The sequence below is a fragment of the Curtobacterium sp. HSID17257 genome, from assembly GCF_003989515.1.
GTDB lineage: Bacteria > Actinomycetota > Actinomycetes > Actinomycetales > Microbacteriaceae > Curtobacterium.
The window spans coordinates 88,239-112,084 of record NZ_RBLU01000001.1; the positions used below are offsets into that span (position 1 = coordinate 88,239).

21 protein-coding genes are annotated in these 23,846 nt (G+C 69.2%); 12 read left to right on the forward strand and 9 right to left on the reverse strand.

Going from position 1 to position 23,846, the window contains the following annotated elements:
- Positions 1-24 precede the first annotated feature (24 nt).
- Together D8M35_RS00465 and D8M35_RS00470 are read right to left on the reverse strand one after the other, a co-directional pair.
- Complete coding sequence (locus D8M35_RS00465) at positions 25-1,242, reverse strand: lipopolysaccharide biosynthesis protein (protein ID WP_126890027.1); 1,218 nt, start codon at positions 1,240-1,242, stop codon at positions 25-27.
- Positions 1,239-2,573, reverse strand: coding sequence for an MATE family efflux transporter (locus D8M35_RS00470; RefSeq protein ID WP_126890028.1), 1,335 nt, complete (start codon positions 2,571-2,573; stop codon positions 1,239-1,241). Before D8M35_RS00470 ends, D8M35_RS00465 begins: the two co-directional genes overlap by 4 nt.
- Before the next feature lie 61 nt (positions 2,574-2,634).
- Between D8M35_RS00470 and D8M35_RS00475 the strand changes: the two genes are divergently transcribed.
- Entirely contained in the window at positions 2,635-3,297 is a 663-nt protein-coding gene (locus D8M35_RS00475) for a GAP family protein (protein WP_161972536.1), read from the forward strand.
- Between the two features lie 196 nt (positions 3,298-3,493).
- Here the strand turns inward: D8M35_RS00475 and D8M35_RS00480 are convergent, their stop codons facing one another.
- Positions 3,494-4,831 (reverse strand): uracil-xanthine permease family protein, encoded by a 1,338-nt coding sequence (locus D8M35_RS00480; protein WP_126890030.1) that lies wholly within the window; start codon positions 4,829-4,831, stop codon positions 3,494-3,496.
- Positions 4,832-4,924: 93 nt separating this feature from the next.
- On the opposite strand from D8M35_RS00480, the gene D8M35_RS00485 reads away from it, so the two are divergent.
- Entirely contained in the window at positions 4,925-6,388 is a 1,464-nt protein-coding gene (locus D8M35_RS00485; RefSeq protein WP_126890031.1) for a hypothetical protein, read from the forward strand.
- A 7-nt stretch (positions 6,389-6,395) separates the two neighbouring features.
- Here the strand turns inward: D8M35_RS00485 and D8M35_RS00490 are convergent, their stop codons facing one another.
- Both D8M35_RS00490 and D8M35_RS00495 read right to left on the reverse strand, forming a co-directional pair.
- Complete coding sequence (locus D8M35_RS00490) at positions 6,396-6,797, reverse strand: PIN domain-containing protein (protein ID WP_126890032.1); 402 nt, start codon at positions 6,795-6,797, stop codon at positions 6,396-6,398.
- Complete coding sequence (locus tag D8M35_RS00495) at positions 6,794-7,042, reverse strand: type II toxin-antitoxin system Phd/YefM family antitoxin (RefSeq protein WP_126890033.1); 249 nt, start codon at positions 7,040-7,042, stop codon at positions 6,794-6,796. The genes D8M35_RS00490 and D8M35_RS00495 overlap by 4 nt, the downstream gene beginning before the upstream one ends.
- Before the next feature lie 91 nt (positions 7,043-7,133).
- On the opposite strand from D8M35_RS00495, the gene D8M35_RS00500 reads away from it, so the two are divergent.
- The 9 genes from D8M35_RS00500 (at position 7,134) to D8M35_RS00540 (ending at position 19,788) form a co-directional block, all read left to right on the forward strand.
- The gene (locus D8M35_RS00500; protein ID WP_126890034.1) at positions 7,134-9,098 is read left to right on the forward strand and encodes a M13 family metallopeptidase; all 1,965 of its coding nucleotides are present in this window, start codon (positions 7,134-7,136) and stop codon (positions 9,096-9,098) included.
- A complete protein-coding gene (locus D8M35_RS00505; protein WP_126890035.1) occupies positions 9,098-10,102 on the forward strand; it encodes a serine hydrolase in 1,005 nt (334 codons plus the stop codon). Before D8M35_RS00500 ends, D8M35_RS00505 begins: the two co-directional genes overlap by 1 nt.
- 416 nt (positions 10,103-10,518) lie before the next feature.
- Complete coding sequence (locus tag D8M35_RS00510) at positions 10,519-10,686, forward strand: thiomuracin/GE37468 family thiazolyl RiPP peptide (RefSeq protein WP_126890036.1); 168 nt, start codon at positions 10,519-10,521, stop codon at positions 10,684-10,686.
- Between the two features lie 99 nt (positions 10,687-10,785).
- On the forward strand, positions 10,786-13,359 hold the full coding sequence (locus tag D8M35_RS00515; protein ID WP_161972537.1) for a lantibiotic dehydratase: 2,574 nt from the start codon (positions 10,786-10,788) through the stop codon (positions 13,357-13,359).
- A gap of 14 nt (positions 13,360-13,373) precedes the next feature.
- Positions 13,374-14,261, forward strand: coding sequence for a thiopeptide-type bacteriocin biosynthesis protein (locus tag D8M35_RS00520; RefSeq protein WP_161972538.1), 888 nt, complete (start codon positions 13,374-13,376; stop codon positions 14,259-14,261).
- On the forward strand, positions 14,258-15,367 hold the full coding sequence (locus D8M35_RS00525; protein ID WP_126890039.1) for a lantibiotic dehydratase C-terminal domain-containing protein: 1,110 nt from the start codon (positions 14,258-14,260) through the stop codon (positions 15,365-15,367). Before D8M35_RS00520 ends, D8M35_RS00525 begins: the two co-directional genes overlap by 4 nt.
- On the forward strand, positions 15,364-16,689 hold the full coding sequence (locus D8M35_RS00530) for a SagB family peptide dehydrogenase (RefSeq protein ID WP_126890040.1): 1,326 nt from the start codon (positions 15,364-15,366) through the stop codon (positions 16,687-16,689). The genes D8M35_RS00525 and D8M35_RS00530 overlap by 4 nt, the downstream gene beginning before the upstream one ends.
- Positions 16,686-17,966 carry a hypothetical protein gene (locus D8M35_RS00535; protein ID WP_126890041.1) on the forward strand — a complete coding sequence of 427 codons (1,281 nt, stop codon included), beginning with the start codon at positions 16,686-16,688 and terminating at the stop codon, positions 17,964-17,966. Before D8M35_RS00530 ends, D8M35_RS00535 begins: the two co-directional genes overlap by 4 nt.
- 55 nt (positions 17,967-18,021) lie before the next feature.
- Positions 18,022-19,788 (forward strand): TOMM precursor leader peptide-binding protein, encoded by a 1,767-nt coding sequence (locus D8M35_RS00540; RefSeq protein ID WP_161972539.1) that lies wholly within the window; start codon positions 18,022-18,024, stop codon positions 19,786-19,788.
- Here the strand turns inward: D8M35_RS00540 and D8M35_RS16470 are convergent.
- The 4 genes from D8M35_RS16470 to D8M35_RS00555 form a co-directional block, all read right to left on the reverse strand.
- Complete coding sequence (locus tag D8M35_RS16470; RefSeq protein WP_161972540.1) at positions 19,760-20,326, reverse strand: SRPBCC domain-containing protein; 567 nt, start codon at positions 20,324-20,326, stop codon at positions 19,760-19,762. The genes D8M35_RS00540 and D8M35_RS16470 overlap by 29 nt on opposite strands.
- Before the next feature lie 83 nt (positions 20,327-20,409).
- On the reverse strand, positions 20,410-21,885 hold the full coding sequence (locus D8M35_RS16475; protein WP_161972541.1) for a DUF6297 family protein: 1,476 nt from the start codon (positions 21,883-21,885) through the stop codon (positions 20,410-20,412).
- A gap of 23 nt (positions 21,886-21,908) precedes the next feature.
- Positions 21,909-22,586, reverse strand: coding sequence for an ABC transporter ATP-binding protein (locus tag D8M35_RS00550; RefSeq protein ID WP_126890043.1), 678 nt, complete (start codon positions 22,584-22,586; stop codon positions 21,909-21,911).
- A gap of 178 nt (positions 22,587-22,764) precedes the next feature.
- A complete protein-coding gene (locus tag D8M35_RS00555) occupies positions 22,765-23,442 on the reverse strand; it encodes a DUF4232 domain-containing protein (protein WP_126890044.1) in 678 nt (225 codons plus the stop codon).
- A gap of 104 nt (positions 23,443-23,546) precedes the next feature.
- Here D8M35_RS00555 and D8M35_RS00560 point away from each other — a divergent pair, with 104 nt between their 5' ends.
- Positions 23,547-23,825, forward strand: a complete 279-nt coding sequence (locus tag D8M35_RS00560) for a hypothetical protein (protein ID WP_126890045.1) — start codon at positions 23,547-23,549, stop codon at positions 23,823-23,825.
- The last annotated feature ends 21 nt before the right edge of the window (positions 23,826-23,846 follow it).

Sequence of the window (23,846 nt, forward strand, 5' to 3'; positions counted from 1 at the left end):
ATGAAAGACGTCGTTCATAACAAACTATCGCGCGGCGCGCAGCCCGAGCACGACCACCACGACGAGGTTCACCGCACTCCCCACCAGGAACCCCGTGCTGCCCCCGGCCACACCCCACGTCGGCGCGAGCACCGCCATGAGCACCACCCCGACGACGAACCCGGCGACCGACGCCAGCGCCACCTGCCGTGACCGTCCGGAGGCGAGCAGCAGCGCCGCCGGCACGAGTCCGACGGTGAACACCCAGACGCCGACCATCAGGTAGCGCAGGTCCGCGACGGCCTCGGCCCCCTCGGCGGGGTAGACGAGCGGCAGGAACCACCCGGCGAGCCACGCGACGAGCCCGAACACCACGGCGGTCCCCGCGGTGAAGCCCCCGACGAGCAGGAGCACCCCGCGCGAGCGCAGCGACCCGCCGTCCGACCGGTGTGCGAACGCCGGCACGAGCACCTGGCCGAGCGCCTGCCCGACCATCGACGCCGGGGTCGCCAGGGTGAACGCCGCCGCGTAGACACCGGCCTCGTGCGCCGAGACGGAGACCTGCGCCGAGATCATCGTGAGCTGCAGCAGCCCGTTCGAGGTCACGACCGCCAGGACGTTCCACGCCGCGAAGGCGAGCACCCCCGCGGTCGGTTCCGGTGCGCCGGGAGCGCGGTTGCCCCGCGGCCAGCAGGCGACGGCGAACACGGTGTACCCGATCGCCAGGGGCAGCAGCACGAGCGGCTCGAGCCGGGCGACGCACGCTGCGACGAGCAACCCGAGGGCGAGCAGGCTCGTGACCGTGTCCCACAGTGCGACCTTCGGAGCCCGGTCGTACCCGAGCTGGGCGCCGCGGGCGTAGCAGTACAGCCCGTACCCGACGACGACCCCGACCCCACCGACGACCATCCCCGGGCTCGCACCCCACGCGAGGGCGACGGGGACGGTGACGGCGGCGAGCACGACGCTCGACACCGCCATCGACGCTCCGAGCAACCGGTTCACCGCGGTGTCCGACCGCCGCCCGCGCAGGGCGATCGCGAGCACCCGCGACGCGGTGTTGCCGGCGGCGTTCGGCCAGAGCAGCGCGGTGAAGACCGACATCGACAGCAGTGCGGTGGTCTGGCCGAGGGTCTCGGTGCCGAACACCCGGCCGACGACGACGGTGACGAGTAGTTTCGCGAGCCCCTGCACCCCGATGCCGATCGTGGCGAGCAGCGCCGACGACGCGACGCGCCCGCGCCCGTGCGTGCGCCCGGTCACCGCGCCAGCGCCTGTTCGACCCAGCCCCGCCGGTGCGCCCGCACCCCGAGGGTCACGGCCCGGACGCCGATGTACCCGAGCGCGAAGGCCGCCCAGAGCCCGGCGAGCGTCCCGCCGACCCACCAGAGCAGCGGCAGGTACACGACCAGGTTCACGAGCCCGGCCAGGGCCAGGTACCGCGCGTCACCGGCACCGATGAGCACCCCGTCGAGCACGAACACGTACCCGGCGACGGGCATCCCGACGGCGATGAGCACGAGCACGAGCGGCAGGGCCGAGCGCACCGCGGCCGAGTCGGAGAACACCGGCCCGAGCAGTCCGCTCACCGCGAGGGTCAGCACCCCGAGCAGCACGCCGCCGACGATGCCGAGCAGCACGAGCCGCCGGGTCACGAGCCGCACCCGGTCGGGGTCGCGTGCGCCGAGCCCGTGGCCGACGAGCGCCTGCCCCGCGATGGCCAGGGCGTCGAGGGCGAAGGCCAGCGTCGAGAACACCGTCAGACCGACCTGGGTCGTCGCCAGGCCGGTCGTGCCGAGGCCCGACGCGGTGGCGACGGTCGCGAGCATCGCCACGCGCAACGACGCCGTGCGCAGGAACAGCCAGGCCCCGGACCGGAGCGCCCGCACCACGCCCGAGGCCCCCGGTCGTAGCGGTGCACCCGATGCCCGGGCGGCCCGGACGGCGATCACGACGTACACGGCGGCCATCGCCCACTGCACGATCACGGTGCCGGCGGCGGACCCCTCGACGCCCCAGCCCGCGCCGTAGATGAGCACGGCGTTGAGCAGCCCGTTCGCCACGAAGCCGATCGACGCCACGACCAGCGGGGTCCTGGTGTCCTGCAGCCCGCGCAGCAGTCCGGTCGAGGCCGTCACCACCAGGATCCCGGGGAGCCCGATCAGCGAGACGGTCAGGTACGCGGTCGCCGCGGCCGAGACCTCTGCCGAGGCGCCGAACAGGTCGACGAGCGGCCCCGCGAGCGGCCAGCCGACGAGCGCGAGCAGGACCCCGAGTCCGAGGGCGAGCCACATCCCGTCGATGCCGGCGTGCACCGCACCGCGGCGGTCACCGCCGCCCAGCGCTCGGGCCACCGCCGGTGTCGTCGAGTACGCCAGGAAGACGAGCAGGCCGGTCACCGTCTGCAGCACGACGCTCGCCAGGCCCACGGCGGCCAGCGCGGTCGCCCCCAGGTGCCCGACGAGCGCGGTGTCGGTGAGCAGGAACAGCGGCTCGACCACGAGTGCGCCGAGCGCCGGCAGCGCGAGCCGGACGATGTCCCGGTCGACCGACCGACGCTCGGTGGTCGCGGCGGGCGAGGTCGGTCGGGGCACCGGACCATCCTGCCGGAGTCGGAGCAGCACCGGCCCGGCTCGCCGTCGGTACGCTGCGGCCGTGGACCTCCTCGCGCTCGCGCCCGGCGCCGTCGGCATCGCGCTGAGCCCGCTGCCCGTCGCGTCCGTGGTCGTGCTGCTCGGGCACCGGCGGGGCTACGCGCCCGCGGTCGCCTGCACCGCGGGCTGGGTCGTGGCCGTCGCCGTGGCACTCGTGCTGGCGGTCGCGGTGGGGGAGCGGCTCCCCGTGCAGACGGCAGGCGGATCATCGGTCCAGGCGATCGTCGCCCTGGTCGCCGGGGTGGTGCTCGCCGGGCTCGCGGTCTGGCAGTGGGCGGTCCGTCGGCTGCCGGACGGGTCCCCGTCCAGCACCCGCTGGGCGGACGTGGTCGAGCGGGTCGGTCCGGTGCACGCCTTCGGGCTCGGGATGCTCCTGTTCTGCAACCCGAAGGCGATCGTGCTCGCCCTGGCCGCTGGCCTGGCCTTCGGGGACGCCGAACCCGGTCCCGGCGTGGCGCTGGCGGCCGGCGCGGCCTTCGTCGTGGTCGCCGCGTCGACGACGGTGCTGCCCGTGGTCCTGGTGCTCGCGGCCGGTCCACGTGCCCGTCGCCCCCTCGCCGCGATGCGCGCGGGGATCGCCCGGTGGGGTTCGGTCGGTCTGGTCGCGGTGCTCGCGGTCCTGGCGGTGGTCCAGCTCACGGTCGGCCTGACCGGCTTGCGCTGACGGGTCTGGCCTGACCGGACGCCGCTCGTCCGGTGCATCGGTGGAGCAGGAAGCGTCGGGTCGAGCACGTCCACCCGACGATTGCTGCTCCACGGAGCGGGCGGGCTGGACCACGCGACGGACGGGAGGCCCGTGGCGGCGCCGCCACGAGCCTCCCGTCCGGTGGTCCCGCGGCTCGGTCCGCGCGCGGCTCCGCTCAGTCCGCGCGCGGCTCCGCCGGGATCGCCCCGGTGGCGGCGCGCGCCTCGTCCGACGCCCGTCGCGACGCCGGGTCCGTGCCGCGGGCACGGCCGACCAGGTCCATCAGGTGGTAGACGACGATCGCGGCGACCGTGCCGACGATGATGCCGCCGAAGGTCGCGCCGCCGAACGAGAACGTGAAGTCGGCGATGCCCATGATCAGCGCGATGCCGGCGGTCAGCTGGTTCTTCGGCTTCGCGAAGTCGACGCGGTTCTCGACCCAGATGCGGATGCCGATGACGCCGATCAGGCCGTACAGCGCGGTGGTCGCACCGCCGAGCACCCCGGCCGGCACCGACGAGATGACCATGCCGACCTTCGGCGACAGACCGAGCAGGATCGCGACGATCGCCGCGACCCAGTACGCGGCCGTCGAGAACACGCGGGTGGCGGCCATCACGCCGATGTTCTCGCCGTAGGTGGTCGTCGCGGAACCACCACCGGCACCGGCGAGCACGGTCGAGACGCCGTCGGCGAAGAGCGCGCGACCCGTGAGCGGCGTGAGGTCGCGGCCGGTCAGCTGGCCGACGCCCTTGACGTGCCCGACGTTCTCGGCGACCAGGGCGAGCACGACCGGCACGAAGCCGAGGTAGATCGCGAGCTGGCCCGGGTCGAAGGCCGGGGCGGTGAAGGTCGGCAGGCCGATCCAGGGGGCGGATGCGGCCTTCGTCAGGTCGACCTCGCCGGCGAGGAGCGCCGCGACGTAGCCGACCAGCACGCCGATGACGATCGACAGGCGACCGAGCAGCCCCTTGAACAGGACCGTGACCAGGATGATCGCGGCCAGGGTGATCAGCGCGACGACGGGTGCCTTCGTGAAGTTGTCACGTGCGGCCGGCGCGAGGTTGAAGCCGATCAGGGCGACGATCGCTCCCGACACCACCGGGGGCATCAGCCGGTCGATCCACCCGGCCCCGGCCAGGTGCACGATCGCGCCGACGAGGGCGAGCAGGACGCCGACCACGATGATCCCGGACAGCGCGAGCGGGATGCCGCCGATCTTCGTCGCGGCGCCGATCGGGGCGAGGAACGCGAACGACGAGCCGAGGTAGCTCGGCAGACGGTTGCCGGTGATGAGCAGGAAGAGGATCGTGCCGACACCGCTGAACAGCAGGGTCGTCGAGGGCGGGAAGCCCGTGATGAGCGGCACGAGGAAGGTGGCGCCGAACATCGCCACGACGTGCTGCACGCCGAGCCCGATGGTGCGACCCCAGGAGAGGCGCTCGTCCGGCGCCACGATGGTCGAGGAGGAGACGGTCGCGCCGTCACCGTGCAGCTTCCAGCCGAGTCCCATGGCAGCACCGTAGCGGCTGCCGTCCGGTCCAGCCGTCCGTGGGAGCCTGTCTGTGGGGAGCACGACACTCCGGAGAGGGACGCACCACCGCACATGAGACGCTTCCGACGCGCCAGTACCCGGCTCGCGGCCCGGTCGGCGACCCGACCCTGGATCGACCTGGTGGTCGTCGCCGCCGTCGTCTTCGTGGTGGCTGCGTCCGTCGCACGGGCCTTCACCTACCCACCGTTGGAGGGCGGCGACGAGCCCGCGCACCTCGACTACGTCCTGTCGGTGTGGCACGCGCACCTGCCCGTCTTCGAGGACGGCATCACGTACAACGCCCCGTTCGGCAGCACGACCCCGGTGCAGTGGGTCGCGCAGCACCCGCCGCTGTACTACCTCGTCCTGGCCCCGGTCGTCGGACCCCTGTTCGACGGCGGCGACGCGCTGGCCGCGGTGCTGGCCGGACGGGTGATGAGTGCCGCGATGGCCGGCGGTGTGGTCCTCGCGTCCGCATGGGCCGCGTGGCGGTGCTTCCCCACCGCCCGCCTGCTCCCGGGCGCGGTCGCCGTCGTCACGGCCTTCGCAGGCATGCTCGTCCAACAGGGTGGGTCGATCTACAACGACGTCCTCTTCGTGCTGGTCTCGGTGCTCGCCTGCGGGATCGCGGGCGCGGCGCTGCGGACCGGTGTCACGAGCAGGCTCCTGGTCGGCGCCGCGATCGTCGGTGCCGGGGGAACGGCGACGCGCCTGTCCTTCGCGCTCTGGCTCGTCGCCCTCGTCGTCGCGCTGGCGGTCGCCCCCACCGTGCGGTTCGGCAGGCTCACCGGTGTGCCGGCGCGTCTGCTCGCGGCCGCCACCCCCGTCGTCACCGCCGCGCTCGCGTCGGGGTGGTTCTGGTTCCGCAACCAGCAGCTGACCGGGTCGTTCAGCGGCCGGCAGGCGGACTGGGGGATCGAGAACATGGGGCGCGTCGTGCGCCCCAGGGCGGAGGTCGCGACGGACCCGGACTTCTGGACCGGACTGTTCGGGATCTACCGGGGCGTCCTGGACACGGCCGAGCCGGTCCAGCTCGTGCAGTGGGTGCTCATGATCCTCCCGATGGTCCTCGCGGGCGTCGTCGGGACCTGGGCGGCCGGACGTCGGGATGTCGGACGGTCCCGCACCGTGGCCGCGACGACCGGACGGCGACGTGACCGGACGTCGACGACGCTGATCGTGCTGATGTTCCTCGCGGTCGCCGCGATCCTGACCGTCGTCGAGATCGACTACGTCCACGGCGGTGGAGCACCCAACACCCGGTACTCGCTGACCGTCCTGCCGATCATCACCATCGTGATGGGCGCCGGACTCACCGCCCTGCCACGACTGTTCCCGGTGCTGCTCACCGCGTGGGTCCTGCTGGCCTGGGTGCCCTACCTGTCCCTCGTCGACCTGCAGGTGACGACGATCGTGCCGGACGCGGCAGGGGTCGTCCAGGTGTCCGTCGGAGCGTCGGCGGTCGCCGCCGCGGCGATCGTCGTCGGTGCCTTCACGGCTCGTCGGCGCGTGGGGACGAGGGTGTCCGGACCGTGATGCCGAGTCAGGTCTCTGCCACCGGATCGTGGCACGGGTACCCGAGGTACTCCGCGGCCGCCCGCATGCCGGTGTCGTGCGTGACGATCGTGGCGTCGAGACCGGCGGCGATGATCGAACCGAGGTGGACAGCGTCCAGTGTCTTGATGTGGGGCTCGATGGACTCCGCGGCCGCGAGCACGCCGTCGGTGATCGGCAGGACGTCGACGACGTCGAGGAGCTCGTTCCGGAGGGCGACGGGTAGTCGCTCGCGGCGGAGCACACGGGTGAGTTCCGTCTGCAGCAGACGAGACGTGACCAGCTCGTGTCCCGGGTCCGCGGACACAACGTCGATCCAGGTGGCGGCGGACGGTGAGTGCCCGAGCAGTGCTCGGAGCGCGACCGAGGTGTCGAGGTAGTAGACGGTCACCTGTCGCGCTCGTCCGCCAGGAGTTCGTCGATGTCCCGCGCGGTCTGCAGCTCGTGTCGAGGGAGCTGCGCGAGGCGTGACCCCCCGGCACGTCTCCTGGGGACCACCGGAAGGCCAGGAGCCAGCGGGACGACCCGTGCCACTTCGTGGTCGTGACGAGTCACGCGGTAGGTCTCGCCCGCTTCGACCTCAGCGAGCATGCGCGTCGGGTTCTGCCGCAGCTGTCCCACGGTGATGGTCTTCATGACCGAAGGATACGCGGTTGTCTACGGATGTCTACACCGGAGTGACTGCTGACTCCGTGCCGGCCGGGCACCGGTGGCTATCGTGGAGCGCATGACCGACGTCGCACGCACCTCAGGGATCCACACCGACGAGCTCGACCCGGACGTCCGCCCGCAGGACGACCTCTACCGGCACGTCAACGGGACGTGGATCGCGGAGACGCCGATCCCCGACGACAAGGCCCGGTACGGCTCGTTCACGGTGCTCGCCGAGGACGCCGAGGTCGCGGTCCGCGAGATCGTCGAGCGCTCGCAGCAGGCCGCGCCCGGCACCGAGGAGCGCAAGGTCGGGGACCTCTACACGTCGTTCACCCACGAGGAGCGCCTCGAGGCCCTCGGCACCGGTCCGATCGACCCGCTGCTCGGCGAGATCGACGCCGTCGAGACGACCGACGACGTCATCGCGATGGTCGGACGCTTCGAGCGCCTGGGCCTGCCCGGGTTCATCCAGCTCTTCGTCGACAACGACCCGGGCGACCCGGAGTCGTACGTCGTGTTCCTCGAGCAGTCCGGCCTGGGCCTGCCCGACGAGTCGTACTACCGCGAGGAACGCTTCGCCGACATCCGCGCGAAGTACCGCGAGTTCGTCGCGTCGATGTTCCCGCTGGCGGGCTTCGCCGACGCGGGGCAGAGCACCGAGGCCGTCATCGCGCTGGAGACGGCGCTCGCCGCGGTGCACTGGGACAACGTCACCACCCGCGACAGCCAGAAGACCTACAACAAGATGACCTGGGACGAGGTGACGGCGCTGGCGAACGGCGCCGACCTGCACCTGTGGTGGCAGGCGATCGGTGCGCCGGCCGGCGCGTTCGAGACCGTCGTGGTCCGGGAGCCGTCCTTCGTCACCGGGCTCGCGGAGCTCCTCCGCTCGCAGCCGCTCGACGCGTGGAAGGACTGGCTGCGCTGGCAGGTCATCCGCGGGTCCGCGGCGTACCTGACGAGCGCGATGTCCGCGACGAACTTCTCGTTCTACGGCACGGCCCTCACCGGTGCCCCGAAGCAGCGCGAGCGCTGGAAGCGCGGCGTATCCCTGGTCGAGGGTGCGATGGGCGAGGCCGTCGGCCGCATCTACGTGCAGGAGCACTTCGACGAGACGTCGAAGGCCGAGATGGACGACCTCGTCGCCAACCTGGTCGAGGCGTACCGGCAGAGCATCACCGGCCTCGACTGGATGACCGACGAGACCCGCGCACGTGCCCTCGACAAGCTCGACAAGTTCACGCCGAAGATCGGCTACCCGGTCAAGTGGCGCGACTACTCCGCCCTGTCGGTCAGCCCCGACGACCTGGTCGGCAACGTGCGGGCCGTCGCGAGCTTCCAGGTCGACCGCGAGCTCGGCAAGATCGGCACGCCGATCGACCGCGACGAGTGGTTCATGACCCCGCAGACGATCAACGCGTACTACAACCCGGGCTTCAACGAGATCGTGTTCCCCGCGGCGATCCTGCAGTTCCCGTTCTTCGAGGCCTCGCGCGACGCGGCCGCGAACTACGGCGCGATCGGCGCGGTGATCGGCCACGAGATCGGCCACGGCTTCGACGACCAGGGGTCGCAGTACGACGGCGACGGCCGCCTGCAGAACTGGTGGACCGAGGCCGACCGCCAGGCGTTCGAGGAGCGCACGAAGGCCCTCATCGCCCAGTACGACGCGCTCGTGCCGACGGAGGTGCCGGACGGACACGTCAACGGCGCGCTGACCATCGGCGAGAACATCGGTGACCTCGGCGGGCTGTCGATCGCGTGGAAGGCGTACCTGCTGTCGCTCGACGGCCAGGAGCCGCCGGTCGTGGACGGGCTGTCCGGTGCCGAGCGCTTCTTCCTCAGCTGGGCGCAGGCCTGGCGGATGGCGATCCGCCCGGAGGAGGCAGCGCGTCTGCTGAGCATCGACCCGCACTCGCCGAACGAGTTCCGCTGCAACCAGATCGTGCGGAACATCGACGGCTACTACGAGGCCTTCGGCGTCACGGAGTCGGACACGATGTACCTCGACCCGGCCGAGCGCGTCGCGATCTGGTGATGACCGAGTCGGACGCGGCTCCGTCGTCCGAGCCGGACGCCGAGCCGAGCGCCGGTCGCCCGGAGCCGGGTGCCTCCGCAGGCCCCACCCGCCGTCCGCGGCGTCGACACCAGGTCGACGCCGCGGAGGGCGTCCGTGCGCGTGGCCGCCACCGCGGGGGAGCGGACGAGCGGTTCAGCGCCGGCCTGGAGGCGCTGGGTGCGCTGGCACGGGACGGTGCGTCCGTCAGTGCCTCGGTCATCGACACCTCGACCGGCCGAGCGCTGCTCGCCGTGGACGACACGCTCGTGCAGCCGGTGGCGAGTCTCGGCCGGGTGCTGCTCCTGATCGAGACGGCCGCCCAGCTCGAGGACGGCCGCCTGCACGGCGATCGGCTGCAGCGGATGGCCCGGGACACCGCCACCGGTGCGGGGCTGTGGCAGTTCCTGCAGGAGTCGACCATGCAGGTCTCCGACCTCGCGACGCTCGTCGGGGCCTCTGCCGACGCGTGGGCCACGAACGCATTGCTCTCCGCCGTCGGCATCGACGCCGTGCGCGAGCGGGCCGAGGCGCTCGGCATCGAGCGGACCGCGCTGATCGACCGGGTCCGTGACCGCCGGGGACCCGACGACGCTCCCGATGCCTCCGTCGCGCCGGCGGGTGAGCTCGCCTGGCTCATGCGCGGTCTGGCGCTCGGCGAGGTCGTCGACGAACCGGTGTCGAACCGCGTGCTCGGGTGGCTCTCGCTGGCGAGCGACCTCAGCCTGCTCGCCGGCGCCTTCGGCCTCGACCCGCTCGCGCACCGGGCGCTCGACCACGGCTTGCAGGCGGTCGTCGTCACGGGGTCGTCGACGGGGGTGCGGGCCGAGGCGGGCATCCTGCGCGGACCCGGCTCGTCGGTGAGCTACGCGGTCACGGTGACGTTCGACGACGCGACGCTGCAGCGGCGGCTCGCGGTCGTCGAGGCCCTGCGGACCCTGGGCACCGAGGTGCTCGAGGTCGTGCACGCCCCCTCGTACCGCTGACGCGACGGAGCTGGTTCGTCGTCATCGTCCCGCGATGCTCCTGTTCACCGGGTGCCCGACCCGGACGTCGAACTCTCCCAGTGGTGCCGCCGTCCGCCGGAGAGCAGCTCGCTCGCGTCCGACGTCCCGACGGCGAGGCTCGGCCGTGACGCCGCGACGACATCGCTGGCGCGCACTCCGGTGACCACGTCGCTCCCGAACCGGCTGGCAGGACCCTCGATGCTGTCACTGCCTTCCACCGCTTCCGCGCGTCGAGGGCCAGCGGGCTCAGCGCCGTCGGAGTCCGATCCGGCACGTTGAGTTCCGCGACGGCGGAAACACCGGCCTGATCACGGCGGTTCATGAAAAACCTTGCGTCCCCCCGACGGGGGTCGCTACGGTACATCTAAACCGATGATTACAAGGGGGGTGTAAACATGGCAACTGACAGCAATTTTGATTTCGATCTGAACGACCTGGCGGCCGAGGTCTTCGACCTCTCCGACGAGGGTTTGACGGTGGAGTCGCTGACGGCTGGACACGGACTCGTCGAGACGGGGGCGTCGTTCCCGAGCTGCGGTTCTTCCTGTTCCTCGCTGCCGTAGCGAGAACACATGCAAGAGAGACCGGGGGGGCTCTCGAAAAGGCGCTGCCCCGGTCTCTCTCTGAGTCGAAGGTGGTCGGCCATTTCTTCCGCGTCCCCCGTGCAGCATCCCGTTGTCGAAAGACGATCGGGACTGAATGTCGATGTACTCGACGGCAGCCGCGATGATGCCTTGCTCCTCGCGATCGACGCGTGTCTCGACGCCGAGACGGCGCTGGAGAGACGCCGACGGGCGGCCTCCGATGCGCTTTTTGCCGAGATCGGGTCGACCTCCGGCCGGCTGCGGGCTGCTCTCGTCGGGCTTCGTCGGTCGATTCACAACGGGAGAACGCCGTCTCCCCGCGAGTGCAGCGACGAAGTCGTCGGGAAGCTGCCGCCTGAACTCCGCAAGATGATCCAGGCCCTTGCAACCCAGGATCGTGACCCGCTGGCGAACGGCGAAGAAATCGTTCAAGTTGCTTTTGGGAGGTCATTGCAGTGGTTGGAATCGGTTGTGCGATCCCCATTGCTGCAACGTGCCCTCGCGCAAGCAAGTCCGCATCTCCTGGAACACCTCCAGGAAAAGCACTGCTCGCAATGGGGTAGGCGGCAGAGGGTTTCAGCTGTCCGATACGTGACGCGCGCCGCGACGAAGACCAGCCCGTACAGCACGTTCACTTTCACCGGTCTGGTGGACACGGACGAGTCTGCGAAAGCTGAAGCGGACGCACCACCGATTTCCCTCCTCGAACTCGATCAGTACGTCTTCGCGCAGATCGTTCAGGCAACGGGTTTACAACCAGATTTCCGAGGAGCTCGACGGGTCCGCCCCAATCCGTCGATCGAACGTGACGCCGAGTACTTGCTCTTCCTCGGGCCGCCACCGAACGAGGCGCTGGCAAAGCTGCGAGAGACCCCACAGGTTCGAAGGGTGATCGACGCTGTCGCTGATGGACGGTCGTCCGTTGATGAACTCGTCCAGACCCTCGCCGGGGACGCGCCCGGGTCCACGGACGCCGTCGAGCAGTTCCTCGACCGGTTGACGGAGATCGGACTCCTGGAGTGCCGGCTCCCGCTCGATGAACAGGACCCGGACGTCCTGGATCAACTCGCGGCGTTCGTCCGATCGCGGCGGCCCCGGAGCAGCCTCGCGATCACTCTGACCGAACTGGCTAGGACGGTGTCCGCCTCATCCGACCTTCTCGACGTCGCAGCACACGGCCGCCGCATCGACAAGATCTGCGGCTGCGTCGCTGCGGTCGCGGACGAGCTCGAGTTGCCCTGGGCCTCGGAGGGCGCTCTTCGCAAGGTTGCGTTCCACGAGAACGCGTTGCTTGGACGAACGTCCTCGTGGCCTGCTGCTCTCGAGGACTCGAGCATGAGCGCGGCTCTCCAGGACGTCGTGTCGTGGGTGACCGTCCACGATCGCATGTTGCCCATCCGCGTTGCAGCGTACGAGTATTCGCGCATCCGGTTCCCGGGGCGTGGGACTCTTTCGTTCCTCGAGCTCTACCGGGCCGTCCAGGAAGACCTCGCGGCTGATCCGGAGACGATCGATCCGCTGCTCCGCGAGTACCTCTCCTTCTTGCGCTTGTCTCGCCCAGCACCCATTGACTCGCTCGTCAGCTCGCGTGACACCAGGCTGCGACGTCTGCACGCCCTGCGGACTGCGTCAAGGACGTTGTTCTCATCGGCGTCGCAGCAGGGCAGGCCGGTGCAGCGACGTGCGCTGAACGAACTGCGAGCGACATACCCGGACTGGGTCCGACCGTTGTCCTCGGCGACGTTCTACGCACAGACCTTCTCTGAGAGGACGGAGACCGGCCTGGTCGTCAACGTCATCGGTGCGGGGAATGGTCGCGGGCGATCGCGGTGGGCCCGTCTGGTCGGTTTGGCGAACGGACGTCCGCCGCTGCCGCTCCAGACCGACGGTACGGCGGATCGGCGTGTTCTCGAGGTCTCGGGTGTCTTCGGTGCCGCTGGCAACCTCAGGAGTCCGGCCGCTGACCTCGTGCTCGACTACCCGCACACCGGATCATGGGATGATGGCGATGCTCGGCGCCTGACACTGACGGATCTCCGGGTTGAGTTCGACGAGACGACGGAACTACTTGCCCTCCGCTCTGATGCCGGCTTGGGCCTTCTTCCCGTGCACACCGGTCTGATGGCGGACCCGCTCCTCCCTCCGAGTGCGCGTTTCCTCCTCGCAGTCTTCGGCGAATCCAATGCGGCGCATCCTGCGTTCCCGTTGATCAACGCCGTCCCGACGGCCGCGCCGCCGACGAACGGCACCGCGTTGGGTCGTGTGTCCTACGAACGTGTCGTGATCGAGCGCGCGAAGTGGGTCTTTGCGCGTCGCGACGTGCCGATCTCGCGCTCGGACCTGTCGACACTGTCGGGCCTGACGAGCGTAGAGCGCTGGCGCCGAGACACTGGCGTGCCTGAGCGCGTGTACGTCCGGCTTGTGGACGAAACCTCGGACTGGCGCCAACAAGCGTTCGGGAAGGCACGCAAACCGATGTTCGTCGACCTGCGTGCACAACTCACACTCGAAGCTTTCGCTGACCAGCTGCACGGACACCATGGTCTGGTGGTCTTCGAGGAAGCCCTCCCGAACCCGGCCGCCGGACTCCCAGGAACCGCCCACACCGAGTTCGTCGTCGAGATCCGCAGCGGAGAGCCATGCCGGAGCTGAGGAGTCCCTCTTGGTTGAGCCTCCACGTCTTTCACCAAGGGGACCTCGACCATCTCGTGACGGACGTCTCGAACGAGATGCGTCCGTACCTGCCAGGACGCGGACAGATGTTCTTCCTGCGGTACTGGAACGGCGGGCCACACATCCGGTTCCGCTTCCGTTTGCCCGGACGGTCTCCTGCGGCACATTCGGAACTGCTCGCGAGGGTGCAATGCGTGGTTCGCGACGTGCTCGACCGTCGTCCGAGTACGCGAGTCATGACCCAGGCAGACTACGAGGAACAGGCGACCATCCTCGGACAGCACGAGGGCGTCGTGCCGGAGCCGCGACTGGCGTCCAACGACACGTACCAAGTGCGCGCGTACGTCCCTGAAACAGATCGCTACGGGACGGGCGAGTCCCTGGCAGCGGTCGAGGACCACTTCACCGAGTCCTCCGCCCTGGCGCTCCGGTTGCTCGAGCGCACGCCGTCGGCCGAGGCCCGTGCGCTCCTGGCGTTCAAGGCGGCCGTCATCTCGAACGACGCGCTGCACGCGGCGGGTCATCCAGAGCTCCTCGCTGATCGATCGAACGTGGATGCCAGCGCGGATCCGGCGAAGCTGCGGTCGACTGCTCGATCTGCGCGGAACGCGGTTTCGCAGGGGCTGAACACCGGACTGGTCGGTCCTGAGTTCATCTGGCACCGCTCGGTCACCTCGCTCATCGACCGGCTCGGGCGCGTCGAGCGTGCGGAACTCCCTGCCTCGACAACGGATTCCGTCCCGCGGATGGTCGATCTGTGCACGCACCTCTTCTGCAACCGCATCGGCGTCGACATCCAGACGGAGGGTCTCGTTCGGACGTGGGTGGAACGGGAACAGTCACATCAGTTGGATGACGCAAACGGTGGTGAAGCGCGATGAACAGGGTGATCAGGGTCTTCTGCGAGCCGATCGATTTCGACGACGTACTCGTGGATGTGATCGCTCCGATCGTCGCCGCACACCACCTTGACGGAACGTACGTCACTCGACACTGGAAACAGGGAGAGCACTGGAGGCTGCACGTGGATGCGGCGTCGTCCGCGACACAGGACATGGTGTCCGCGCTGTCCCTTGCGCTTCGTCGGTACCGGTCCGTTCCCACGCGTCCCGTTCACATCGCTGACGACGTGTCGCTTGCCGTGCAGGAGCGCAGGGCAGAACTCGAGAACGACACCGGGCCGTTCGTCCCGGTACAAGGGCCGGGGACCGTCGACGTCATCGACGAGCCCGACCGAACAGCTCAGCAGGGTGGGCCAGGGGGCAGTCGGCAGATCGCTGAGTTCTACCGAACGACGAACGCTTCCGTCGAAGAGATCAGCCGACTCGTGCGTGCGGGGGCAAGTCGTCAATCGGTCGCTCTCGACCTCATGGTCACCACCGCTCACTGCTTCTCGGGGATCGGGCTTGCGAGAGGCTTCGTGTCGTTCCGGTCGCACGCGGATGCGTTCCTGTCCTGGTGGCCGGAGGCAGCGGGATCTCGTGCGGTATGGGAGTCGAAGAGCGTGTCGCACGGAGCTGCCATCGGGCATCGCATCGGAGCACTGATCGAGCGGCTCGACGCCGGATCTGGCATTCCCGCGCACGTGGAGAACTGGCTGGAGACCGCGGGGCCGTTCTTCACGATCGCGGGACGCCGCCTCGCACGCGGCGACTTCACGGTCGACCCCCCGTGGGCAGCAGCGGCACGGGCCGGCGAGGGGCTCCCGGAACTCGGCACGAGCCCCTTCCACTCCCGTGCCGGAACCCTTCCTGGCCACGTTGACACCGTGTGGTTCGCGCAGTATCGCCTTGCGCTGAACTACCTGTACCTCCACCTCACGCGCATCGGCCTATCGCCGTACGACCGCTTCATGCTCTGCCACCTCGCGGCAGATGCCTGCGAGCGTGTCTACCGCACCCGCGCACACGACGTGCGGTTCCCGCAGGAGGGGGAAGGCATCAGAATCCCGGATGTGATCGAGTTGCGGGAAGACCAGGCGTCATGACCCGGGTGCTCTTCTTCATCCCCGGGGTCAGGCTCTTGATCGCTCCTGCAGGCAAGACTTCACGACGACGAGTGGCGCTTGTTCAAGGCGCCCGCCGCTACGATCTCGGCTCTCCGACCGATCTTGAACTCGACTTCATCCGGGTGCTGGCCAGGGAACCACTCGATCGGAAGAGCGCTCGCGCTCTGGAGTTCGGCGAGCTGATCGATCGTCTGATGGAACTCGGGCTGATGGGCGAAGTGGTGCACGGGGACGGCGTTGCTCGTTTCCGTCGTGTCCCGACGCGGAAACAGGCCCGGCGCGGCGCTGTCCCACCATCTGTGAGGCTGTCGCGGTTCGCCCAGCTGACCAGGACGGGCGGTCGAGTCACGCTCGCCGCTCCGGTCGGTACGTGCACTTTCGATCTGTACGACGCCGACTTGCTACCCGGACTGTTTGCCGAGGCAGTCCCCACGACGGGGGACGCGCCGCTCGCCGTTCTCGGACGAATGCTCTTCGAGTCGGGTCTCGCACTCGCCGACGACGAAACCCACGACCCGTCCCCCCTCTGGTCGTCGCACGAGCTCGCCTTCCACATCGGGTCTCGGAGACATCGGGCGGCGATCCTGGGCGAGAACTTCGGTTCGGTCGCACCGCGGATCACCACAGGGGCGGCTCTCCGTCCCGCCCTGGACGGAGCGGTCTCCCTCCCGGCCGAGGCTCAGGCCTCGGGGGTGGACGCGACGTCGCTCGCCGATGCCGTTCGACGCCGCAGGTCGACCCGGTGCTACGACGAGGACCACCCGATCACACTGCACCAGCTCGCGGTGCTGTTGCGGGCAGTGCGTGGAGGCGACGGCGACGGTGCCTCGGCCTCCGCCCACCGCCCGTACCCGTCCGGCGGGGCGCTGTACGAGCTCGACCTGTACGTGGCTGTCCGCACCTGCGCCGGGCTCTCCCCGGGAATGTACCTGTACGACGGCGACGCCGACGCGCTCCGGTCGGTGGGCGTACCCTCCGGGGCCTCGGTACTCATCAGGGACACGGCACAGGCGATGGCCGGGGAGCAGCTCCCGCAGGTCGTGCTCGTGCTCGCTGCCCGCTTCGAGGCTCTCATGGGGAAGTACCGCGAGATGGGCTACTCCCTCATCCTGAAGCACGTCGGGGTCGTGATGGAACTCAGCTACCTCGTGGCCGCGGCAGAGGGAATCGGGCTGTGCGCATTGGGCAGTGGAGATCCTGAGCAATTCGCAGCTATCACCGGACTTGATCCGCTCGTCGTTTCGAGCGTCGGGGAGATCTCGCTCGGTTCACTGCCTGGGCGGCTCGGACCGGCGGCATGAAGGTCTGGCTGCACTCGTCCGTCGTGGTCCCGGTCGAACCTGCGACGGTGCTGTTCAGTGCCGTGCACGAACCCTGGGAACCGAGTGCCGGCGACCTCGCCTGGCTGCGCCGCCTTGAACCGGTCTTCCGAGCAGGCTTCTCGCCGGAAGCGCTCCGCGGCCGCATCCCGCATGTTGCAAGGCCGCGATTCGACGCGTTCCTCGCGCGGTTGAACGCTCGTGGCTACCTCATCTCGACGCGACACCAGGTGAGCCGCTTGGGCAGTCGAGTGGTCGTCGACGAGTCTTCCGAGGCCGTCTGGCTCGCGACGCCGGCGCACTGGCCTTCCGGCGCGCTCGACGATGCGGTCCGACTGCTGCGCGACCGCGGTCGGACGTCAGGGGCGGCGACCGTCCGACGATCCGCGCTCGACAGTGCCGTCCGCGGGCTCCTCCGCTACCAGGACGAGCCCGGGACCACCCTGACTCGTGTCGATGCCGTGTCACTCGCAGTGTCGAAACACCACTTCGAACCGCGAACAGCGCTCGACTTGCACTCCGACGCTGGCCTTGCGCGTCTGCTCGACGAACAGGTCGGACTTGTCTCGCGAGTGGATGAGTCGAACATCGTTCAGTTCCCGGAACGGATCAGTCGTGCAACGTCGTTCCGGCAGCAGTTGACCGTCTACGCAATGGCGCCCAGCGTTGCAACTGCCCGGATGGCGGCCGTCCGTCAGGTCGCAACGGTCGAGTACATGCAGCGTGTTTCGCCGCACCGAGCCGTACAGAACCGCAACACCGGATTCGGTGCCGGGCTCGATCGAGGTGCGGCGCGCGGCGCGGCGCTCATGGACGTGCTCGGCCGCATGGCGTTGGCAGAGGGCGATCCCGATGAACGCGAAGTCTTCGTCGGCCCTGCTCATCAACTGTCGGTCAGCCGTTTCGACTCCGAGGTGGTGTCCACCTTCGTGATCGCGTCTCGGGGCGTCGAGGTGGCTCGGGTCGTCGATACGGAGCGCGAGCGAGGCAGACGCAGAGCCGCGGTCCTCGCGCTCATGGCCGAGCGGGTCATCCTGGCCGTCGGCGATCCGACCCCTTCGACGCTCCTCGTCTTGGGCGGCAGCGAGGACGATTCTGTGCGTGCTCCGGTCGAGGACGAACTCGTGTCGGCGACACGCCGAGCGGGATTGGCCGTCTCCTACCTACCTCCGGTGCGGAACCAGTGCGGGGTCGGTCAGTGGCGTGGTCTCGCGGATGCGCGTGCGGTCGTGAGGAAGGTGCACCATGGGAATGTCTGATCCTCCCGTCCCGACCGGCGGCGGAGGTGGGGCACGGGCGGGCCAGGATGCGTTCGTGGTCTACGACGAGTATCCCAGCGCGCTCCCACCGCTGGATCGCGAACGGGTCGTCGTGTACTTCGACTCGGGTCTGATCGTCATCGGCCCGGCGGAGCGGCCTGGCCGGACCGGATGCACGGGATGTCTCTTGAACCGTCGGCTCCTCGCGCGATCCCATGGGGAGGCCTGGGACCAGCTCAAGATCGACGGAGCTCTCCCACGATTCGATCACGAGCTCTCGGGCGTACACGATGGGTTGCCGGAGTTGGTCGCGGCCTGCCACGACGAACTCCTGCAACCGGGGGAAGACCCCTCCGTCGTCAGCTACTACACGATCCGCGTTCACGACGGCGTCGTCACTCGTCGCCGGCTCGAACCGGACCCCCTGTGCGCCCGGTGCCGGAGCCTTCCGGTGGATGAGCCTCGGCGGTTCCCGACCGGCTCGGTCCGCAAGCGGCGCCGCGGGGACACCCGGGCGGGCAAGGTCGATCTCGAGACGCTCCGTGCGCGTTACGTGGATGACTACGCCGGGCTCCTGCCCCGGATCGAAGTCGGTGAGGCGGCGGGCTTGCAGGTTGCACGCGCGCCCGTGGGCATCCGTGGGACATTCGCGACCGAGGCGGGTTGGGGGCGGAGTACCACTGCCGACGGCGCGCAGGCGACAGCCGCTCTCGAGGCACTCGAACGATGGTGTGGACTCGCTCCGGGTCGGGTGTCCGCCGCCGGAACTTGGACTTTCGACGAAGCCCCAGGAGAAGCCCTCGACGTCCGCTCGACCGGCGTGCCTTTCGACGTGGGCTACGGAAGCAGGATCATTCCGTTCAGCGGCGATGTCCCGTGTCGTTGGGTCTGGGCTGCATCGATCACGGAGGATCGCAGCGTCTTGGTGCCGGAAGGGTTCGCCTACTACGGGAACACCCAGGTGAACGTCGGCGATCCTCAGTTCGTGTACGAGATCTCGAATGGGTGCGCTCTGGGCGGCAGTCTCCAGGAAGCCTCGCTCTTCGGCGCACTGGAAGTGGTCGAACGAGATGCTCTCCTCCTCGCCTGGTACACGCGGGCGGAGCTTGACCGGCTGTGCAGGGCCACTGCCTCGGAGTCGACGCAAGCATTGTGGGAGCACCTCGAGTCGACGAACCAGTGCCGGATCGTGGCCTGGGATCTCAGGTCACCGACCGGACTTCCAGCCGTGTGGGTCATGGCGATCCGTGACCGGACGACGTCGGCAGACGGTCGTCTCCTCGCGAGGTCCGTATCGGCATCGAGCTGCCGGACGTCGTACGACGAAGCGCTCGTGTCGGCGCTCTGTGAGTTGGGGCCGATCCTCAGCAGCGTCGATTCGTCCTACCCACAACACACCGACCGCATCGCGGCCATGCTGGCTGATCCGGCCGAGGTGCGTGACATGAGCGACCACGCCCTTCTCTACGCACACCCGGACGCCTTCTCACGCTTCGACCACCTCGACACCGAGGCAGCAGCCCACGGCGTCGACATCCGGGCACGGGATGCGAGACATGCGGTCGAACTGGACATCGACTTGACTCGAGATCTCGATCACGTCATTGAACGGTTGGTGTCCGCGGGTCTACCGACAGTGTTGGTCGTCGATCAAACGGCGCTGGACCTCGAAGGTTCGGGCTTGTTCTGCGCGAAGGTCATCGTGCCTGGTGCGATCCCGATGACCTTCGGACACCTGAACCGACGGTTGCGTGGCCTTCCTCGGCTCGATGCCGCGCTCGCCGGTCGTGACCCTACATCCGATCCGCATCCCTTCCCGTGAGCGGGGCAGCGGGTGAGCCGGACGTGCGGTTGTCGGCGAGCATCGATTCCAACCGGCGGTAGCCTTCGTCGGCGCCGGTGCGCATACCCGCATCCAGCACTTGATCGCGATGCTGTTCGGACGGCATCGCGGAGATCGTCGTCACCAAAGTGCCTCCCGCGGCCGCCTCGAACAAGGTGGTGCTCAGCGTGACAGTCCCAGGGGCGCGATCGAACTCGAACGTCTGCACGATGCGCTGATCGCGCCGAACTTCGTGGAAGACCCCTCGGAATCCGAACGGAGGTTGTCCGGGAACGACGTGGAGCCTGTACTGCCACTCCCCGCCAGTCCGCGCGTCGAAGCGCACGATCTCGATCGCCTCCGGAGTTGCGGCGGTCCACTGAGCGAACAGCTCCTCAACCGTGAACGCCTTGAACACCTCTGGCGGCTCTGCGGAGAATGACCGACGGACGATGATGTTCGCGGTTCCGGGAGGAGCCTCGACGTCCGCTTCGCGGTACCGCCCGGCGTTGTCGGTCGAATGCTCGTTCGTCGTCACGTGTTCCCCCCGATCGTGTTCAACCACTGTAGTGCCGTGACGACGATCGCCTCGGTGGCGCGATCTCCGCCGATCCGCCATCGTCAGCGAGTCATGGTCGACGACCACCACACGACGACTCCGAGCGCAATCTGCAGGACCAGACCGAGCATCGTGACGTGCCCCTCGACGAGGGTCAGGAGGGACGGGAGCACGACAACCAAGGACGCCACCCGTCCGTGGAACGTGTTCAAGAGCATGCCGAGTGGTACGGCACCCATCGGCGTCGAGATCGCGGCAGATGCCCACTCGGGGTCTGGTCGTGTTCCGGTCCGCACCGCAGATCCCGCCAGCCCGACTGCCACGGGGACCGCCATGGCCAGCCACACGATCGGAGCGGCGCCGACGATGACGATCAGCCCGAACGCGACGAGGCACCAGGGCAACAGCACGGCGAACGGCGGGATCGAAGTCAGTCGGGTCTGCGCGCGTCTGGTCAAGAGGAACAGGCGACCGAGCGCGGGCACCTGGTCCAGAATGCCGGCGGCGGATCCTGTGATCGACGTGACGCGTAGCAAGCTCACCGCGAGCACCAGGACGAGGGCGGCCGTCGAGTCGAAGTACGGCACGGTGACGACGGCAGCAGGGAGTGCTGCGAAGAACGCCGACCTGCTCAGCAGGCCGGGCCAACGCACCAACACTCGGAGTTGCGTGATCACGTAACGGCGGGCCGGCCCTCGGACGAGTAGACGTGATCGGCCACTGGACCTGCGCGACCCTCCGGTGCGCTCGGGCGCGGGACTGAAACTCGCACCGCCCATCGAGAAGAGCCGCACCGTCAGTATCTCGCGCCGCGATCCGGCGTCGCGCAATTGCGCGGCCGACAGTCTTGGGATCGTCGAGGCGATGCACCATGCAGCGAGCGCTCCGAGCGGTGTCAACACGATCAGCAGCGTCCAGGAACCTCTTTCGAGAGCGGCAACGGGCGCGACCGGACTCGACGCCGTCGCCAACAGATGCTCTCCGAACACGATCAGCATGACTGAGGCCGGGACGACGACCCGGAGCGCGGTGTCGAGGCGATGGCCTGCTCGATCGAACCGTTGCAGGAGTATGCCGATCGCAACGATCGTGACGGTCGTCATCATGACGCCCACCGCAGCGGACGCCGATTCACCCATGTGGTCCTGCCCTCGCACCGCGCCGAGGGCGAGGCCTGTCAGGAGACCGCAGGATAACGCGACGATGGCGACCGCCCGAGCGAGGTCGGGCAGGACGAAGCCGCGACGAGCCAACGGGAGCGAGAGCCACCACTGTGCTTGCGGAAGGGTCACGGCGGCCGGTCCCATCGAACGAGCAGCCTGCAGTGCCAGCAACGCTGCGACGAACAGTAGGGACCAGACGGAGACTGCGCTGTTCCGATCGGGCGGAAGTCCCGAGACAGGGTCCCACAGGCGTGATCCGCTGCGCAGCGGCGCGGTGAAGAGCCCGACTGCTTCCAGCACGACGAGCGCGGACAGGACGACCACGTTGTAGCGATCGCTCAGATCGTGCTTCGCCGAGGTGGAGTCTTGCGACATCCGTCGGATCGTCCTGGAGTCGGTCACAGAGCCCCCAGCGCTGCGGCTCCGTCGCCCGACCCGAATTGCCGGATCTCATCTGAGACGACCACCACAGTGTCGGCGCATCCGCTGACGAAGTCCGCGTCGTGCGTCGCCGTGACGATCACAGCGCCCTCCGCGCGTCGACTCTGGAGGCGATCGATGAGCCGACGACGCATCACGGCATCGAGACGTTGCTCCGGCTCATCGAGGCACATGATGGAGCTCGGACGGATGAAGGCCGCGGCCAGGAGTACTCGTCGACGTTGACCTGAAGACAGGCGTGACGGCAGGGCCGACCTCACCGACGTCAGACCGAAGAAGTCGAGCTCGTCAGCGACCGCTTGTTCCGGGTCTGGTACTGCGTGACCCGTCGCCACCAGAGCGAGGTGCTCAGCGACCGACAGGGACGGGAAGAACGCGTCGTCGTCGAAGACGCCGACGACGCGGCGGCGGAACTCGATCGACCGGTCGTCGACGGGCTCACCGAAGGCGAGCACCCGACCGAGTACAGGAGCGAGGCGCCCCATGACCGTGCGGAGTACCGTCGACTTGCCGCTCCCGTTCGACCCGACGAGCGCGAGTCCCTCACCAGGCTGCAGGGCAACAGATATCGAGCCACACACGGACTGCCCGTCGTAGCCCGCTCCGAGACCCGCGAGCTCGAGAAGCTCAGTCATGGTGATCGACGCTAACAGACGGAGTGGACAGAGCGTTCTTCTCGGCGACTCGCAGCCATCTCTTGCGACGACGTTTCCGTGGTGTCCGTTCCAGCAGGTCAAGTGCTCGTCGCGCAGGATGCCACGCAGCAGGAGCACTCCCTGCACGAGGATGCTCGAGCACCGCCGGTCCGCAACCTCAGTCCGCCGCCTGCCCCTCGGGCACCAACCCCTGAACGCTGAGCAGCCCCGCGTCGGTCGACCGGCACGCGGTGACGCCGGAGTCCCGCACGAACAGCGACTCGGTCGACCCGGGCGGGTACACGCGGAACCCGTCCGCGGCCACCGGGTCGCACGTCGCCGTGGGGTAGTTCTCCGCCTGGGTGATCTTCAGCGGTGCGACGGCCACCGCGCCGGGCGCCAGTGTCACGGTCGGGTGCGCCGATGCCTCGTCGCGGGTGGCCGGGGCGCCGATCTGCGCACCCGAGCCGCCGCCGACGAAGGAGACCCCGGGCCACCCCTGCAGCGTGCAGGTCGTGGAGCCGGTGTTGCGGAGCGCGAGGTGCACGTAGGTGCTGCCGGCAGCCCCACCGCTGCCGGACTCGATGCTGCCGGTGAGCGACCCGGTGGCGCACCGGCCACCGTCACCGCCGGACCCGCCAGCCGCCGAGCCACCCGACGCCGACGCCGAGGACGGGGCCGACGACGGCGCCGCCGGTGCAGTCGACGGGGACGACGACGCTGCGGCGGAGGCCGTCACGGTCTCGGTGGCCGTCGGCGCCGTGTCCGTACCGCCCGACGAACAGCCGGTGAGCGCGAGGGCGAGCGCGACCCCGGTGCTAACGAGGACGATGGGTGTGCGGGTGCTGCGGTGCATGCCTCGACGCAACACCCGGCCCGGCCCACGGGACTCGGGCGGCGTCCAGTCGTCACGGGCACACTCGCGTCACAGCCAGGAACGCGAGCGACGGAGGTCGGAACATGGCAGGCAAGCACGAGCAGGCACGCGGCGACGAGGGCCGAGCGGACGGCGTGGATACCCGCGCCGGAGCCTTCACGGACAGCGAGATCCCGGGCGAGCACCACGTCGACTCGCACGAGCCCGCCGGTGAGTTCGTCTCCAGCGACATCCCCGGTGAGACGCGGCCCCAGGGTGCGGGCGGTGCGGACGAGGGTGAGTACGTCGAGTCGGAGATCCCCGGCGAGGCCGAGCCGACCCCCACCGGCGAGACCGGGCACTACGTCGACAAGGACGAGTGAGGTACTGGGCGACTCCTGTCG